The following is a 16,499-nucleotide window of genomic DNA, read 5'->3' on the forward strand; positions in this document are numbered from 1 at the left end:
CGCGCGGGTCACCAGTCGAAGAGGCCCTCGAGGGAGATGCCGCCCATGCCCGCCCCGACCGTGGCGTCCATGGTCTGGCCCACGACGGGGAACTTCCCGAAGGCCGCGCCCCGGCCGGTGAGGGTTCCCATGCCGAACTGGTAGAGCGAGGTGTGGAATTCGCTGCTGTCCCAGCCGTAGGCGGTGCCGTTGAGCACGACGCTCGCGGCTCCCGCGGCCAGGCTGAGGATGGTGAGGGTGGCGCCGACGGCCTGCCCGCCGGGGATGAAGCTGGCGATCGTGCCGGCCTGACCCAGCCAGCTGGACCAGTTGCCCGTGACCGTCGCCCACTCCGCGGGGTCGTCGACGTCCTCCGGCCAGAGGCCGATGTCGGCGTACCAGGGTTTGTCCTGGTCGTCGTTCTGCGACGGGTCGATCCCGACCCCTTCGCACTCCGCGGCCTCGTCCGCGGCTGCCTGTGCCGCGGCCGCGAGCTCCGCGTCGCGTCGTGCCGCCGCCGTCTCCTGGGCCTGGCTCGCGGCGTCGGCCGCGGCCTGGGCGTCCTGTCCGGCCTGTTCGGCGGAGGCCTGGGCCCGGGTGGCGGAGCCCTGGGCGGCGGTCGCGTACGTCACCGCCTGGGCCGCCGACGCCTTCGCCTGCCGCATCGAGTAGTTGGCGCTGCGGGCCGCGACCTGTGCCACGGCGGCGGCCTGTTCGGCGGAGTGCGCGGAGCGGGCGGCGTCGGCGGCCGACGCGTCGGCCGCGTCGGCGTTGGCCTTCGCCTGCTGCGCCGAGTTCGCGGCGTCCGTGGCGTGGTCACGGGCCCGTGCCGCCCAGGCGGCTGCCTCGGTCGCGGCCTGGCGGGCCTCGGCTGCCGCCCGGGAGGCGAGTGCCGCGTCCTGCTGTGCCTGGGCTGCGGTCCGCGCGGCGTGCGCGATCGCGGCGCGGATCGCGGAGATGTGGGTGGCCTGGTCGTGGTCGAGACGGGCGGCGACGAACTGGTCGCGGACGACGAACCTCCGTCGCATCCGGGAGGGGCCCTCCATGGCGATCCGGGCGGCCGCCGTCAGGTAGGCGCCCCCGGTGCCGATCAGCCGCAGGATCTCGACCCGGTCGTCCTCCTTGACGGCTTCGGGCATCTCCAGCCGCAGGAAGCGGTGCAGGGCGGTGGCGGTTCCCGCGTCGAGCGCGGCCTGGGCCTTGGCGTGTACGGCGTTTCCGGGGGTGCCGTTCAGCAGTTTGAGTACGGCGACGCGGTAGTCGGTCTCCGCCGCGGCGATGGCTCCGGTGTCGAGGAAGGCGGTCGCCGCGTCGGTGTCGTCGCTGGTCAGCGCGGTGTGCGCGGAGTAGGCGACCACGGAGGTGGACATGGTGGCCAGGGCCAGCACCGTCTCCCGGTCGTCCTGCCGCTGGGCGAGCAGCCGGTCGGCGTCGACCCAGTTCAGGACGGACGCGTCGGTGCCGGAGAGCGCGAACTCGACGGCCTCGCGGGTCCATGTTCCGGTGGAGTCCAGGAGTTTGACCGCGGCCTGCCGCCCGGTGGACGCCGCCGTGGCGGTGTCCCCGTCGCGCAGGGCCGACTCGGCCGCCGCGATCAGGTCCCGGGTCTCGGCCGTGAGCCGGTCCGCCTGCGTCCGCTGCCGGGCCGCCCGTTCCATCTCCTCGCTCTCCTCCTGGGCGAGCAGCCGGGCGAGGTCGATGCCGATCGCGGTGTCCTCGGTCAGCCGCGCGTTCTCCGCCGTCCGTGCCGCCTCCTCGACCTCCCGTGCCTCCTGCACCGCCTCGGACGCGGTGTTCGCCGCCTGGACCGCGGCGGCCGCGAAGGCCGTGGACCGCTTGGCGTACTCGATGGCCTTGCCCGCGTTGGCCGCGGCCTCGTCCGCCGCGTCGGCGGCGGCGTCCGCGTGGGCGGCCGCGCTCCGGGCCGCGTCGCGGGCCGTGCGGGCGGCCACCGCGGCCCGGTTGGCCAGTGTCCGGGCGGTGCCCGCCGCGCGGGTGGCGCGGGATGCCGCCGCGTTCGCCTCCGCCGCCGCCTGCCGGGCGGCCGCGGCCTGGGACTGTGCGGCGCCCGCCGAGGCGGCGGCGTCGGCGGCGTGGTTCGCCGCCTGTGCCGCGTTGCTCGCCGCGCCCGCCGCGGCGGTGCCGGCCGCGGAGGCCTCGGCCGAGGCCACGGCCGCCTGGTCCGCCGCCTCTGCCGCCGTACGCGCCCGGCCCGCCGCGGCCCGTGCGCCCTCGGCGGCGGCCCGTGCGGCGGAGGCCTTCGACGCGTCGGCCGACGCGGCGATGGCGGCGTTGTAGGCGCCCGCCGCGGCGCGCCCGGCGGCGGCGGCCGCCGCGGCGGCGCCCTGGGCCGCCAGGGCCGCGCGGTACGACGCCGCCTGGGCGGTGCGGGACGCCGCGATGGCGGTGTTGGCGGCGCTCGCCGCGCCGCGTGCCGCGCCGGCCGCGTCGTTCGCGGCCTTGGCCGACTTGGCGACGTCGTTCTGCGCGGCCCGCGCCTCGTCCGCCGCCCTGAGGGCGGCGGCCTTGGCCTTCTCGGCCGCGTCCTTGGCCCGTGCGGAGGCGGCGACCGCCTGCGCGGTCCGGAGCTTCGCCTGTTGTCCCTCGCGCTCGACGATGTCGACGAGTTGGCCGATGGTCGCGGCCTCCTCGTCCCGGGACCGCGCGATGTACTGGCCGGAGGCCAGGAACCAGGAGATCGCTGCGGGCGAGCCGTCGCTGAGCGCGCGTTCGGCGTACTTCTTCACCTCGGGGGAGGCGGTGGCGAGGAGGGTGAGGACCGCGACCCGGTCGTCCTCCGCCTGTGCGGTGTACCGCGTGTCGGTGAGGAAGGTCCGCATCGACCGCAGCGTGCCCGTGTCCAGGGCCGCGCCGGCCTTCCTGCGGACCGCCGGGCCGCTGTTGTCCGAGACGGTGAGGACCGCGACGCGCTGGTCCTCCAGGACGGGCGTCCGGAACCCGTCGCTCAGGAAGGCCGATACGGCGGTGTCGCCGGCGCTCAGGGCCGTACCCGCGCTCGCCCGGGTCGCCGTGCCCGCGTCGGGCAGGCAGGCGAGGATCGCGATCCGGTTGTCCTCCGCCCGTGCGGCGGGCAGCCGACGGGTGAGGAAGTCGGTGACGGCCGCCGGTGTGCCGGTGGCGAGCGCGGTGGCCGCGGCCTCGCGCACCGCGCGTCCGCCGGTCTTGTACTCCCATACGGCCCGGCCCCGTTCGGTGTCGGGCAGACCGTGGTAGGTGCCGTCCTCGTCGGCGGCACGGGCGGGCGTGGCGGCGCCGAGGGTGAGCGCGGCGGGCAGGGCGGAGACCATCGTGGCTCCGGCGATCGTGGCGAGTATGCGGCGTCTGCTCCACAGTGAGGGCGGCACAACGGCATCCTTCCGGGTGGGTGCGTGGGTGCGTGGGTGCGTGGGTGCATGGGCGCGTGGGGGCAGGGGTGCAGGAGGTGCGGGGGTGCGAGGGGGGTGTCGCACGCTAGCTCCCCGTACGCAGGGGCACAGCCTCGAACTTTCGAGGGGCGGCCCGGACGCCGGCGCTGGTAGCTGTTGGTACCCAGCCCGTCGCCAACTCCCGTACGGAGGAACTCTCGTGAGACGCTGGCTCCCTCTGGGGCTCGTCGCCGCGGCCGCCGCCGCCGCACTGCCGCTGTTGATCGTCCCCGGCTCGCCGGCCTCGGCCGACGGCGTTCCGCCGGTCGCTGTCGAGGACTTCGCCTATCCGAACGCCGATGAGATCTTCGCCGACACCGGTATCCGGCTGATCTCCGGCGACGGCAACATCACGCTCACCGCGTGCGGTCCCACCGGCCTGATCGAGGTCCACGCACGCGACCGGGAGAAGTTCTGCTTTTCCGTCAGGGGCGCCTCCGGCCGGGTCGCCATGGAGGTCGAGGCGGTGTACGGGATCAAGGGCGCCGACTACGAGATGACCGCCGACATGACGGTGGAGGGCACCGAGACCTCGTACGAGGTCGACCCCAACAGCTGGACCGCGGTGGGTGAGACCGCCGACCCCGAGGAGCGCGACCACACGCTCGTGGAACTGCGCACCACCAAGTGACCCGTCGCCCCTGCCCGTCCCGCTGCCTCTGCCTGTCCCGTCGCTCCTGCCTGTCCCGTCGCCTCCGCCTGTCCCGCCGAGAGGGATCCTCCATGTCCTCGCCCGTGCCTCGCCCCGGCCGACTCAGACTCGGTCTCACCCTGCTGGCCGCCGGCCTCCTGCTGTCCGTGCCGCTGCCTGCCGCCCACGCCGCGGTCGGCACCCCGACCCCCGACGGCGAGATGGCCTTCACCGCGCACCTCGACATCGGCGGCGACGGCACCCGCGCCTGCTCGGCCGCCCTGGTCGACCCGCGGTGGCTGGTCACCGCCGCCTCCTGCTTCGCCGAGGACCCGCAGTCCGGAACCGCTCCGGCAGCGGGAAAGCCCGGCCTGAAGACCACCGCGACGATCGGCCGCACCACGCTCTCGGGCGCCGGCGGCCATGTCACCGAGGTCGTGCAGATCGTGCCGCGGGCCGGCCGCGACCTGGTCTACGCCCGGCTGGCCACCCCCGCCGCCGGCATCGCGCCGGTGCCCCTGGCCGACTCCGGGCCGGCCGCCGGCGACGATCTGACCGTCCTCGGCTACGGCCGCACCAGCACCGCATGGGTGCCGGGCAGGCTCCACCAGGCGAACTACACCCTGGACGCGGCTGACGGACAGACCCTGACCATGAGCGGCAAGACCGCCGAGGACTCCGTCTGCAAGGGCGACACCGGCGGTCCGGTGCTGCGCGCCCGCGCAGGCGGGTACGAGCTGGTCGCCGTCAACTCCCGTGCCTGGCAGGGCGGCTGTCACGGCAGCGACGAGACCCGCACCGGCGCGATCGCCGCCCGCACCGACGGAACGCCCGGCGGCGCTTCGCTGAGGAGCGGACAGACGCTGCGCTCCGGCGACACGCTGCTGTCGAAGTCCGCCCGGGTCGCCATGGGCGCCGACGGCAATCTGACCGTCTCGTCCAACGCCGGCAAGACCCTGTGGTCCTCCGGCACGACCGGCAACCCCGGCGCCACCGCCGCCCTCGACACCCAGGGCAACCTGACCGTGAAGTCGGCCGGCGGAGCCACCCTCTGGCAGTCCAGGACCTCCGCGCCCGGCGGCACCGCCGCCCTCGACGACCGCGGCAGCCTCGTGGTGCGCAACGCCTCCGGCGAGAGCCTGTGGTCCAGCAACACCGTCGTGCGCAACGACCTGAACGGGGACGGCCGCTCGGACTTCACCGGCTGGTACGACTTCGGCGACGGCCGCGACGCCATCAACCGGTTCCTCACCGCCCCGGACGGCGCCTTCCTCGCACCCGGCAACGGCTGGATCACCACCATCGACACCTGGACGGCGGCCAGGGCGAAGGTGCTGACCGGTGACTACAACGGCGACGGCCTCGCCGACGTGGCCGGTGTCTACGGCTACGCCGACGGCACCATCGCCGTCTGGACCTGGCTGGCCAAGGGCGGCGGCTCCTACGCCACACCGTTCCGCTCCGTGGAGGTCGCCAACTGGACCTTCGCCCGCCTGACCTTCACCAGCGGCGACTTCGACGGCGACGGCCGCGACGACCTGGCCGCCTGGTACGACTACGCCGCCGGTCACGACCGGCTCTTCACCTTCCGGTCGACCGAGGCCGGGGGCTTCCGGGCTCCTGCCGCCTCCCTCACCCTCGACGCGGGCGGCTGGACGGCCGGCCTGGCCAAGCTGGTGACCGGGGACTACAACGGTGACGGCCGCGACGACATCGCCGCCTGGTACACCTACGACAGCGGCCTGGCCCGCACCTACACCTTCCGGGCCACCGCCGACGGCGGGTTCAGCGCCGGGGTCAGGGGCTGGGAGGGCGCCACCTGGGGCTCCCGGGACCGCACCACCGTCTACTCCGGCGACTTCGACGGCGACGGCCGCGACGACATCGCCGCCCACTACGACCACAGCGACGGCAGCGACAGCTTCCACACCTGGCTGGCCGACCCCGGCGGCTCGGTCGGCACCTACAGGGCCTCCGCGCGCATCCCCGCGGGGAACCTCAACCGCGTCAACATGAAGATCGCCGCAGGTGACTACAACGGCGACGGCCGCGACGACCTCGGCTTCATGCACGGCTACGCCAACGGCACCATCAGGATGTGGACGATGCCGTCCCTGAGCGACGGCACCTTCGGGGCGTACAGCGGCGGCTGGGCCTCCACCGGGTCGAGCTGGACCTTCGCCCGGGTCAATCCGATCGAGCGCTATCCCGTCTGACCGGCCCGGGAGGGGCGGTACCGCAGGTCCGCTGTTGACGAGAGGGCCCGCACCTGGTTTCCCCGGGTGCGGGCCCTCGGTGCGTGGCGCCATGCCCCGCCCTAGTGGTGCCATGTGGTGCCATGCGGTGTCTCCGTGGTGCCATTCGTGGGGCCGGTGGCCGTTCGGCGTGTGGTGTCGGGGTTGTCGTTGCGGTGAAAGTGCAGTTCACGGGCCTGTTCATGAATGCTGCGCCAAGGTGGCTCGACGTGGTGCCATCTGTGTGCCATGATGGCGTCATGGACCTCACCCCCTACGTCGACCACCTCCGGCGGGAACTCGCCGTCGCCGCGGATGCCAGCGGTGACGACGCCCGTGCCCTGGCCGAGCGGCTCAGCGCCCCGCTGGAGTCCGCCGCCCGGCTGACCCTGCTCAATGTGCTCTCCGCCGCCATGGCCGATGTCACCCGGGAGCTGGCCCCCGGTTCGGTCGACGTGCGGCTGCGCGGGCTCGATCCCGAGTTCGTGGTGACGCCGCCGCCGGTGCCCGAGCCGGTGCGGGAGGCACAGGAGCCGGCCGTGGCTCCTGTCGTGGCCGCACCGTCGGCCGCGGAAGCCGACGACGGCACCATGGTCCGGATCAACCTCCGTCTCCCGGCCCATCTCAAGGGCCGCGCGGAGAGTGCCGCGGCGGCGGAGGGCCTGTCGGTCAACGCCTGGCTCGTGCGGGCGGTGTCCGTCTCCCTCGACGGCGGGGGGCGCGCGAGCGCACCGGGCCGGGGCAAGGACGCGGGCGGGCGCGGCGGCTTCACCGGCTGGGTCCGCTAGGGCCGGACAGGCCCTGGCGACCGGGCCCTTCCCGCACCACTTTCACCGGCGGATCGCCGATCCGGCCGACGTCACAGATCACTCACCGAGTCACTCATCGAGCCAAGAGGACGGAACAGCCATGCCTTCTTTCGAGACCCCCGAGCCGATCTCCGCCGTCATCGAGCTGGACGCCGGTACCGCCCGCATCACCGCAGGCAAGCGCACCGACACGGTCGTCGAGGTGCTGCCGGGCAACGGGTCCGACGAGGACGACGTACGCGCCGTGCAGCAGACCCAGGTCTCCTGCTCGGGCGGCCGGCTCACCGTCAGGACCCCCAAGAAGCGGTCCCTGTTCGGCAAGCCGGGCGCCGTCGTCGTGAGCATCGAACTGCCCGCCGGGTCCGCTGTGCGCGGCACCTCCGCCCTGGGCGGCTTCTTCTGCGAAGGCCCGCTCGGCGAGGTGCAGCTACGGACCTCGCTCGGCGACCTCCAGGTGGACGAGGCGGCCCGTGCCGAGCTCAGGACCGACCACGGCGACATCCGGCTGAGCCGCTCCACCGGGGACGCCGAGGTCATCGGCTCCGGCCGGGTCGAGGTCGGTACGGTCGCCGGGGCGGCAGTCGTCAAGAACGGCAACGGCGCGACCGGGATCGACGAGGTCGGCGGCGAGCTGAAGGTCAACGCGGCCAACGGCGACATCTCCGTGGGCGTCGTGCGCGGCAGCGTCGTCGCCAAGTCCGCCAACGGCCGGATCGAGGTCGGCGTCGCCCATGCCGGGGTCGACGCGACCTCCTCCAACGGCCGCATCCGCGTCGGTGACGTGATCCGCGGCCGCATCGCCCTGCGCACCTCCGTCGGCGACCTCGAGGTGGGCATCCACGAGGGCACCGCCGCCTGGCTCGACCTGAACCCCAAGTTCGGCACCGTACGGAACGCGCTCGGCGCCGCCGCCGGTCCCGAGGACTCCGACGAGACCGTCGAGGTGCACGCCCGGAGCGGGGCCGGCGACATCATCGTCCGCCGCGCCTAGAACCTGCCCGCCCTAGAGCCTGCCCGCCCCAGAGCCTGCCCGCCCCAGAAGCTGTCCGCCCCAGAAGCTGTCCGCCCCGGAGCCTGTCCGCCCCGGAGCCTGTCCGCCTGAAACCTGCCCGCCCCGGAGCGCGTCCCGCCCTGAACCGCCGGACGCGCCCCGGCCCTGCCCCCTGCCCGAAATCACCCCTCGCGAAAGGGAATCAGCATGACTGTCACCCGAACCTCCGTGCCGCCTGCCGCCCAGGCCGCGGCGCAGGCGATCACCGCCACCGGGCTGCGCAAGTCCTACGGCGACAAGGTCGTGCTCGACGGCATCGACCTGTCCGTGCCCGAGGGCACCGTCTTCTCCCTGCTCGGCCCCAACGGCGCGGGCAAGACCACCGCCGTCAAGATCCTCTCCACCCTCGTCACCGCCGACGCCGGCGAACTGAGCGTCGGTGGCCACGACCTGGCCGCCGACCCGCAGGCCGTGCGCGCCGCGATCGGCGTCACGGGGCAGTTCTCCGCCGTGGACGGGCTGATCACCGGGGAGGAGAACATGCTGCTGATGGCGGACCTGCACCATCTGTCCCGGCGCGACGGGCGGCGGGTGACCGCCGAACTGCTGGAGCGCTTCGACCTGGTGGAGGCGGCGAAGAAGCCCGCCGCGGGCTATTCCGGCGGGATGAAGCGCCGCCTCGACATCGCGATGACGCTGGTCGGCGCCCCGCGGATCATCTTCCTCGACGAGCCGACCACGGGCCTCGACCCGCGCTCCCGCCACACCATGTGGGGGATCATCCGTGAGCTGGTCGCCGGTGGCGTGACCGTCTTCCTCACCACGCAGTATCTGGAGGAGGCCGACGAGCTGGCCGACCGTATCGCCGTCCTCGACGGCGGGAAGATCGCCGCGGAGGGCAGTGCCGAGGAGCTCAAGCGGATCGTCCCCGGCGGCCACGTCAAGCTCCGCTTCCTCGACCCGGACGCCTACCGCTCCGCCGCCTCCGCCCTGCGCGAGGTCACCTGCGACGAGGAGTCCCTGTCGCTCCAGATCCCCAGCGACGGCAGCCAGCGCGAACTGCGCTCCCTCCTCGACTGGCTGGACTCGGCCGGCATCGAGGCCGACGAACTGACCGTGCACACCCCCGACCTCGACGACGTGTTCTTCGCCCTCACCGGCCCCGGCGCGCCCGTCCGTGACAACCAGCCGAAGGAGGCTGTCCGATGAGCTCCCTCCCCCTCGCCGTCCGCGACTCGAACACCATGCTGCGCCGCAATCTGCTGCACGCCTGGCGCTATCCGTCCCTCACGCTGAACCTGCTCCTCACACCTGTCATGCTCCTGCTGCTTTTCGTCTACATCTTCGGCGATGTGATGAGCGCGGGCATCGGTGGCGGCGGGGGCGGCCGTTCCGCGTACATCGCCTACATCGTCCCGGGCATCCTGCTGATGACCGTCGCATCCACCGTGGTCGGGACCGCGGTGTCGGTCTCCACCGACATGAGCGAGGGCATCATCGCCCGCTTCCGCACCATGGCGATCCACCGCGGCTCCGTGCTCGTCGGGCATGTCGTCGGCAGCGTGCTGCAGAGCGTGCTGAGCGTGCTGCTGGTGGGGGCCGTCGCCGTGGCCATCGGCTTCCGCTCCACGGACGCCACGCTCCTGGAGTGGCTGGCGGCGTTCGGGCTGCTGGTCCTCTTCGCCGCCGCCCTCACCTGGATCGCCGTCGGCATGGGCCTGATCAGCCCGAACGCCGAGGCCGCCAGCAACAACGCCCTGCCGATGATCCTGCTCCCGCTCCTGTCCAGCGCCTTCATCCCGGTGGAGACGATGCCGGGCTGGTTCCAGCCGATCGCCGAGTACCAGCCCTTCACCCCCGCCATCGAGACGCTGCGCGGGCTGCTGCTCGGCAGCGAGATCGGCCACAACGGCTGGCTGGCCGTCGGCTGGAGCCTCGGGCTCGTGGTGCTCGGCTACTTCTGGTCGACCTCGAAGTTCGGCCAGGACCCCCGGTAGCCGCTTCTCCCCGCTCGGCTCCCCGGTGAGCGTCCGCACCGATTTCTACCGGGGGGTAGGCCGACCCGGGATCCTTGTTATACCTTGCGTCTAACAAGGGTCCCGCACGAGCCGATTCCCTGCGCACCGCGACGGTCGGCCGCCGTACCCGCCTCTCCACGACCAAGGATCACCGCACTCGACCCAAGGAGCCGCAGCATGGCCGGCAGCACCGTTCCGTCGAAGGTCCAGGAAAGTCCCGAGGGTGACGACGTCGCGCGGCGGCTGCTCGACTCGGCCGCGCAACTGGCGTACGACCCGGCCACCGAGGTGGACTGGGAGACGCCGCTCGACAAGGAGTTCCACGGCGCGAGCCCGGAGTGGTGCAGTCTCTACGGGACGGCGTACTGGGGCGAGTTGACCGAGGCTCAGCGCAAGGAGCTCACCCGGCAGGAGGCGGCCTCCGTCGCCAGCACGGGGATCTGGTTCGAGATGATCCTCCAGCAGATGGTGCTGCGCGACATCTACATGAAGAACCCGGCGGGCGCGGAGTTCCAGTGGGCGCTGACCGAGATAGCCGAGGAGTGCCGCCACTCGATCATGTTCGCGCGCGGCGCGCAGAAGCTCGGCGCGCCCCACTACCGCCCCCGCCGCGCGGTGATGGAGCTGGGCAGGGCCTTCAAGACGCTGGCGTTCGGCGAGGCCGCGTACGCCGCGATCCTGGTCGCCGAGGAAGTCCTCGACGTGATGCAGCGGGACTGGATGCGCGACGAGCGGGTCGTGCCGTTCGTCCGCACCATCAACAACATCCATGTGGTCGAGGAGTCCCGGCACATGAAGTTCGCCCGGGACGAGACCCTCAAGCGCCTGGCGGGCGCGGGGTGGTTGCGGCGGCAGATCAACGCGTTCGTCGTCGCCGTCGCCTCGTACTTCATCGTGACCAGCATGGTGAACCCGGAGGTCTACGAAAAGGCCGGGCTCGACCGGCGGCGCGCGCTGGCCGCCGCCCGGGGCAACCAGCACCACAAGTCCATGATGCGGTCCAGCTGTTCGGGGCTGATGGACTTCCTGGCCTCCGCCCGGCTGCTCACCAAGCCCGCCCTCGCGTTCTACCAGCGCGCGAACCTGATCTGAGCCGGGGCCATGACCTACGCCATCACCCAGACCTGCTGCAACGACGCCACCTGCGTGGCCGTGTGCCCGGTCAACTGCATCCACCCCACCCAGGAGGAACGCGCCTTCGGCAGCACGGAGATGCTCCACATCGACCCGCGGGCGTGCATCGACTGCGGGGCCTGTGCGGATGCCTGCCCGGTGGACGCGATCTTCCCGGTGGACGCGCTGTCCGCCGGGCAGCGGGAGTACGCGGACATCAACGCCGCCTACTTCGAGGAGGAGGAGCCCCTCCCCGTCGGGGCGGGTGTCGACGGGCCCACCTTCCATGTCTGGGGCGAACCGGTCTTCGGGCGGGCGCTGCCCTCCGATTTCGGGCCGCTGCGGGTCGCCGTCGTCGGCACCGGACCCGCCGGGATGTACGCGGCGCAGGACCTCCTGCTGCACACCGCCGCCGAGGTGACCCTGATCGACCGGCTGCCGGTGGCGGGCGGTCTCGTCCGCTACGGCGTCGCCCCCGACCACCCCGCGACCAAGAAGGTCGGCGACACCTTCGCCCGTTTCCACTCCCACCCCCGCGTCCGGATGCACCTGGGCATCGAGGTGGGCCGGGACGTCTCCGCGCAGGAACTGGCCGCCCACCACGACGCGGTGATCTACGCGGTCGGCGCCTCCGCGGACCGGCGGCTCGCGATCCCCGGCGAGGACAGTCCGGGGTGCCTCTCGGCGACCGCGTTCGTCGCCTGGTACAACGCCCATCCGGAGGCCGTCGTGCGGGGCGTCGACCTGTCCGCCGAGCGGGTCGTCGTGGTGGGCAACGGCAACGTCGCCCTCGACGTCGCCCGCATCCTGGTCGCCGACCCGGAGGCGCTCGCGGGCACCGATATCGCCGCGCACGCGCTGGACGCCCTGCGGGCGAGCCGGGTCCGCGAGGTGGTGGTGCTGGGGCGGCGGGGTCCCGAGGACGCCGCGTACACCCGCTCCGAACTCCTCGCGCTGAAGCATCTGCCGGGGGTGGAGCTGGTCGTCGACGACCACGATCCGCGTACGGCGGCGGCGATCGGGGCGGCGGGGGCGGGCGACCGGGCGGGGGTGCTGCGGGGGCTCGGTCTGTCCTCCGTCTCTCCGGCCTCCGCAGGGACGGGCCGGCGCATCGTGCTCCGCTTCCACTCCGAGCCGGTGGAGATCCTGGGCGACGGGGGCGTGCGCTCCGTACGCGTCACGGACGGCGGCGGCGCGGGTACGGCGGACCTGAGCGCCGGGCTGCTGCTGCGGGCCATCGGATACCGGGGACTGCCGGTCCCCGGGCTGCCGTTCGACGAGACCTCCGGGACCGTCCCGCACGAGGGCGGCCGGGTCGCCGGGCTGCCCGGCGGCTATGTGGTCGGCTGGATCAAGCGGGGGCCGTCCGGCGGGATCGGCGCCAACCGCGCCTGCGCCGCCGAGACCGTCGGCACCCTCCTGGCCGACGCGGTCGCCGGGACGCTGCCCGCGCCGACGGGTGACGCCAGAGCCTTCCGGCGGCTCGCCCGGCAGCGCAACCGCCGGGTGGTGGACGCCCGGGGCCTGGCCGCGATCGACCGCGCGGAACGGGAGCGGGGGCGGCGCGACGGGCGGCCCCGGGTGAAGCTCGCCACCGTCGAGGAGCTGGTGGCGACGGCGCGGTCGGGGCGACTGCTGCGGCTGCCCCGCTGACGTACCGCCGCGCTTCGGCGCCGTACACAGTCCGGCCCGGGGCCCGGCGGTTCACACCCCGCCGGGCCCCGGGCCGCGATCCGTGCCGGTACCGCTCAGGCCTTCGCCTCCGACGCCTCCGGCATCCCGGCCGCCGGGCCGTTCGCGGCGGCCGGCGGAAGGAGCGCGGTCGCCGGGCGTACGGGGATGAGCGCGGCGACGACCGCCGCCGCGAGGCCCACCCCGCAGCCGATCAGCATCGCGACCCGGAAGCCGTCCTGCGAGGCCAGCGGGAAGCCGCCGAAGTCCGTGGTCATCCGGGCCAGGACCACCCCGATCACCGCCGCCGCGAACGACGTGCCGATCGAGCGCATCAGGGAGTTGAAGCTGTTCGCCGACGCGGTCTCGGACCGGGGCACCGCGCCCATGATGAGCGCGGGCATCGCCCCGTAGGCGAAGCCGACGCCCGAGTTGCAGACGAGGGTGACGATCAGCAGGCTCCACGGGGAGTCCGCGCCGATCAGCGGTACGGACAGGCCGTAGCCGGCGGCGATGAGCAGGCTGCCGACGGCCAGGGTGACCTTGGGGCCCTTGGCGGCGGACAGCTTCGCGCCGACCGGGGACATCGCCATCATCATCAGGCCCGCCGGGGCCATCCACAGGCCCATCGCGAGCATCGACTGCCCCAGGCCGTACCCGGTGGCCTCGGGCAGCTGGAGCAGCTGGGGCACGACGAGGGACTGGGCGTACATCGCGAAGCCGACCAGGACCGAGGCCGTGTTCGTCATCAGGACCTGGGGGCGGGCGGTGACGCGCAGGTCGACCAGCGGGTCGCTCAGGCGCAGTTCCCACCAGCCCCAGAGGGGCAGCAGGACCAGGACGACGGCGAAGAGGGTGAGCGTGGTGGCGCTGCCCCAGCCCCAGTCGGCGCCCTTGGAGACGCCGAGCAGCAGGCAGATCAGCGCGGTGCCGAGGCCGACGGCCCCGAGCAGGTCGAAGCCGCCGGACCTGGTGGCCGGGCGGTCCCCGGGAACCAGCGCCACGATCAGCGCGCCGACCGCGACGGCCAGTACGGCGACCACCCAGAACAGCACCCGCCAGCTGGTGTTCTCCGCGATGGCGGCGGCGAACGGCAGCCCCAGCGCGCCGCCCACGCCCATCGACGCGCTCATGATCGCGATGGACGGGCCGAGCTTCTCGGCCGGGACCACGTCGCGCAGCAGGCTGATGCCGAGGGGGACCACGCCCATGCCCAGGCCCTGGAGGGCGCGTCCGGCGATCATCGGGACGACCGACGAGGACAGGGCGCAGACCACCGAACCGAGGATCAGCGGTGCGAGGGAGGCGAGCAGCATGCGCCGCTTGCCGTACATGTCGCCGAGCCGGCCGGCGACGGGGGTGGCCACGGCGGCGGCCAGCAGGGTGGCGGTGATGACCCAGGAGGCGTTCGACGCGGAGGTGTCGAACATCTTCGGCAGCTCCGCGATCAGCGGCACCACCAGCGTCTGGGTGAGCGCCGCCACGATGCCGGCGAAGGCCAGGATGCCGACCACGCCTCCCGGGCGGGCTGCGGGGGGTGAACTCTCCACGGCTGCTGCTCCCTCTTGCCCTTCCGGGCCTGTCGTCCGTCGTCGGTGTTCGACTATGCAAGATACATGGAATGTGCATTGTGCATAGCATGTGCATCATGCACACCTATCGTGATAGGCCTGGTCAACGATGAGAAGAGCGGAAGAGCGCGTGGACAAGCCCATCGACCGGATCGAACGCGAGACCATGCTGCTCGGCCGTTACATGCACCTGCTCACCCCGCGCGTGGAATGGCGGCTCGACCGCAGCGCCTACATCCTGCTGAGCCGCATCCAGGCCGAGGGCCCCATGTCGATCAGCCAGCTCAGCGACGCCTTCGGCCTGGACGCCTCCACGCTCAACCGGCAGACCGCCGCGATGCTGCGGGCCGGGGTCGTCGAGCGCATCGCGGATCCCGACGGCGGCATCGCCCGCAAGTTCGCCATCACCGACGAGGGCGAACGCCGCCTCGACAGCGACCGGAGCAGGAACCTGGCGGGCCTCGCGAAGGTCCTCGCGGACTGGACCCCCGAGGAGGCCGAGCAGCTCGCGGTCTCCCTCGGCCGCCTGAACCTCTCCATCGAACGCCTCGACGGACGGCCCTGGCCCCGCGACTGACCCCGGGCCTGCCCAGGCCGTCTGCTCAGGCCGTCTGCTCAGGCCGTCTGCTCAGTGGCGGCCCGCGATGCGGTCCGCCGCCTTCGCGATCGGGTCGGTGCCGGGGCGCGGCGAGGTCGTCTCGCGGCGGTCGGCGGCGCGGTAGGCGGCGTACATGCTGTGGACGCCGAGCCAGCGGAAGGGCTCCGGCTCCCAGCGGCGGACCTTGTGGTTCACCCACGGCAGGGTGGTCAGATCCGTCGGGCCGGCCTGGCCGGAGTCCTGCTGGATCAGGTCGCGCAGGGTGCGGGCGGCGAGGTTGGCGGTGGCGACGCCCGAGCCGACGTAACCGCCCGCGTATCCCAGGCCCGTGGAGCGGTCCAGGGTGACCGTGGCGCACCAGTCGCGCGGGACGCCGAGGACGCCGGACCAGGCGTGGTCGACGTGGACGCCCGCCGTGGTGGGGAAGAGCCGGACCATCAGCTCGCGCAGGGCGGCGACCGTCGCGGGCCGGGTGCGGCCGTCGTGGTCGGTGGCCGAGCCGAAGCGGTAGGGGTAGCCGCGGCCGCCGAGCGCGATGCGGTCGTCGGCGGTGCGCTGGGCGTAGAAGTAGGCGTGGGCCATGTCGCCGAGGGTCTCGCGGCCCTCCCAGCCGATCGTGTCCCAGATCCGGGCGGGCAGCGGCTCGGTGACGATCATGGAGGAGTTCATCGGGAGCCAGGTGCGCTTCTGGCCCTTGAGGCCCGCGGTGAAGCCCTCGGTGCAGCGCAGGACGTACGGGGCGCGGACCGTGCCGTACGGGGTGACGGCGTGCTTGGGCTTGATCTCGGTGACCGGCGTCGACTCGTGGATCGTGACGCCGAGCGCCTCCACCGCGTCCGCGAGGCCCTTGACCAGCTTGGCCGGGTGCAGCCGGGCCCCGTGTGGGGTCCAGGTGGAGCCGACGGCCCCGGTCACATGGACGCGCTCCGCCGTCTCGCGGGCGCCGCGCAGGACCCGGTCGGTCTCACCGAAGGCGATCTCGACGCTGTGGAAGTCCTTGAGACGGGCGAGCTGGGCGGGGGTGTGCGCCACTTCCAGGACGCCGCCCCGGTGGATGTCGGCGTCGATGTTCTCCTCGGCCGCGGTCCTGACGACCTCGCCGACCGTCTCGTTCATCGCCTTCTGGAGCCGTACGGCGGCCTCGTGGCCGTGCAGCCTGGCGTACCGGTCGCGGCCCGCGATGCCGTTGTACAGCCAGCCGCCGTTACGGCCGGAGGCCCCGTAACCGCAGAACTTGGCTTCCAGCACGGTGATGTTGAGGAAGGGGACGGCCTTCTTCAGGTAGTACGCCGTCCAGAGTCCGGTGTAGCCGCCGCCGACGATGCAGACGTCGACGCCGGTGTCTCCGGGGAGGGGTTCGCGCGGGGCGGGGGTGCCCTCCTGCGCGTACCAGAACGATATGCCGCCGACGACGGTACTGACGGTGCTCATGATGCCCCTGCTGTCCGGTGAGATGCCG

12 protein-coding genes are annotated in these 16,499 nt (G+C 73.2%); 9 read left to right on the forward strand and 3 right to left on the reverse strand.

What is annotated here, in order from left to right; all coding sequences use genetic code 11:
• Positions 1-8: 8 nt before the first annotated feature.
• On the reverse strand, positions 9-3,344 hold the full coding sequence (locus ACH4UK_RS33620; RefSeq protein WP_398362532.1) for an ALF repeat-containing protein: 3,336 nt from the start codon (positions 3,342-3,344) through the stop codon (positions 9-11).
• Between the two features lie 220 nt (positions 3,345-3,564).
• On the opposite strand from ACH4UK_RS33620, the gene ACH4UK_RS33625 reads away from it, so the two are divergent.
• The 8 genes from ACH4UK_RS33625 (at position 3,565) to ACH4UK_RS33660 (ending at position 12,853) form a co-directional block, all read left to right on the forward strand.
• Positions 3,565-4,035, forward strand: a complete 471-nt coding sequence (locus ACH4UK_RS33625; protein WP_398362534.1) for a hypothetical protein — start codon at positions 3,565-3,567, stop codon at positions 4,033-4,035.
• 92 nt (positions 4,036-4,127) lie between these two features.
• Positions 4,128-6,251 carry an FG-GAP-like repeat-containing protein gene (locus ACH4UK_RS33630; RefSeq protein WP_398362536.1) on the forward strand — a complete coding sequence of 708 codons (2,124 nt, stop codon included), beginning with the start codon at positions 4,128-4,130 and terminating at the stop codon, positions 6,249-6,251.
• Positions 6,252-6,529: 278 nt separating this feature from the next.
• Positions 6,530-7,057 carry a toxin-antitoxin system HicB family antitoxin gene (locus ACH4UK_RS33635; RefSeq protein ID WP_398362538.1) on the forward strand — a complete coding sequence of 176 codons (528 nt, stop codon included), beginning with the start codon at positions 6,530-6,532 and terminating at the stop codon, positions 7,055-7,057.
• A 121-nt stretch (positions 7,058-7,178) separates the two neighbouring features.
• Positions 7,179-8,069, forward strand: coding sequence for a DUF4097 family beta strand repeat-containing protein (locus ACH4UK_RS33640; protein WP_398362540.1), 891 nt, complete (start codon positions 7,179-7,181; stop codon positions 8,067-8,069).
• Between the two features lie 207 nt (positions 8,070-8,276).
• Entirely contained in the window at positions 8,277-9,278 is a 1,002-nt protein-coding gene (locus ACH4UK_RS33645; protein WP_398362541.1) for an ATP-binding cassette domain-containing protein, read from the forward strand.
• Positions 9,275-10,066 carry an ABC transporter permease gene (locus ACH4UK_RS33650; protein WP_398362543.1) on the forward strand — a complete coding sequence of 264 codons (792 nt, stop codon included), beginning with the start codon at positions 9,275-9,277 and terminating at the stop codon, positions 10,064-10,066. The genes ACH4UK_RS33645 and ACH4UK_RS33650 overlap by 4 nt, the downstream gene beginning before the upstream one ends.
• Positions 10,067-10,264: 198 nt before the next feature.
• The gene (locus tag ACH4UK_RS33655; RefSeq protein ID WP_398362545.1) at positions 10,265-11,179 is read left to right on the forward strand and encodes a diiron oxygenase; all 915 of its coding nucleotides are present in this window, start codon (positions 10,265-10,267) and stop codon (positions 11,177-11,179) included.
• Between the two features lie 9 nt (positions 11,180-11,188).
• Complete coding sequence (locus ACH4UK_RS33660; RefSeq protein WP_398362547.1) at positions 11,189-12,853, forward strand: FAD-dependent oxidoreductase; 1,665 nt, start codon at positions 11,189-11,191, stop codon at positions 12,851-12,853.
• A gap of 95 nt (positions 12,854-12,948) precedes the next feature.
• Here the strand turns inward: ACH4UK_RS33660 and ACH4UK_RS33665 are convergent, their stop codons facing one another.
• A complete protein-coding gene (locus tag ACH4UK_RS33665; protein ID WP_398362548.1) occupies positions 12,949-14,421 on the reverse strand; it encodes an MFS transporter in 1,473 nt (490 codons plus the stop codon).
• A gap of 151 nt (positions 14,422-14,572) precedes the next feature.
• On the opposite strand from ACH4UK_RS33665, the gene ACH4UK_RS33670 reads away from it, so the two are divergent.
• A complete protein-coding gene (locus ACH4UK_RS33670) occupies positions 14,573-15,019 on the forward strand; it encodes a MarR family winged helix-turn-helix transcriptional regulator (RefSeq protein ID WP_398362550.1) in 447 nt (148 codons plus the stop codon).
• Between the two features lie 51 nt (positions 15,020-15,070).
• Here the strand turns inward: ACH4UK_RS33670 and ACH4UK_RS33675 are convergent, their stop codons facing one another.
• A complete protein-coding gene (locus ACH4UK_RS33675; protein ID WP_398362551.1) occupies positions 15,071-16,471 on the reverse strand; it encodes an NAD(P)/FAD-dependent oxidoreductase in 1,401 nt (466 codons plus the stop codon).
• Positions 16,472-16,499: the final 28 nt, after the last annotated feature.

Origin of the sequence: Streptomyces sp. NPDC020884, assembly GCF_044333935.1 — a bacterium.
In the GTDB taxonomy this organism is placed as follows: Bacteria; Actinomycetota; Actinomycetes; order Streptomycetales; family Streptomycetaceae; genus Streptomyces.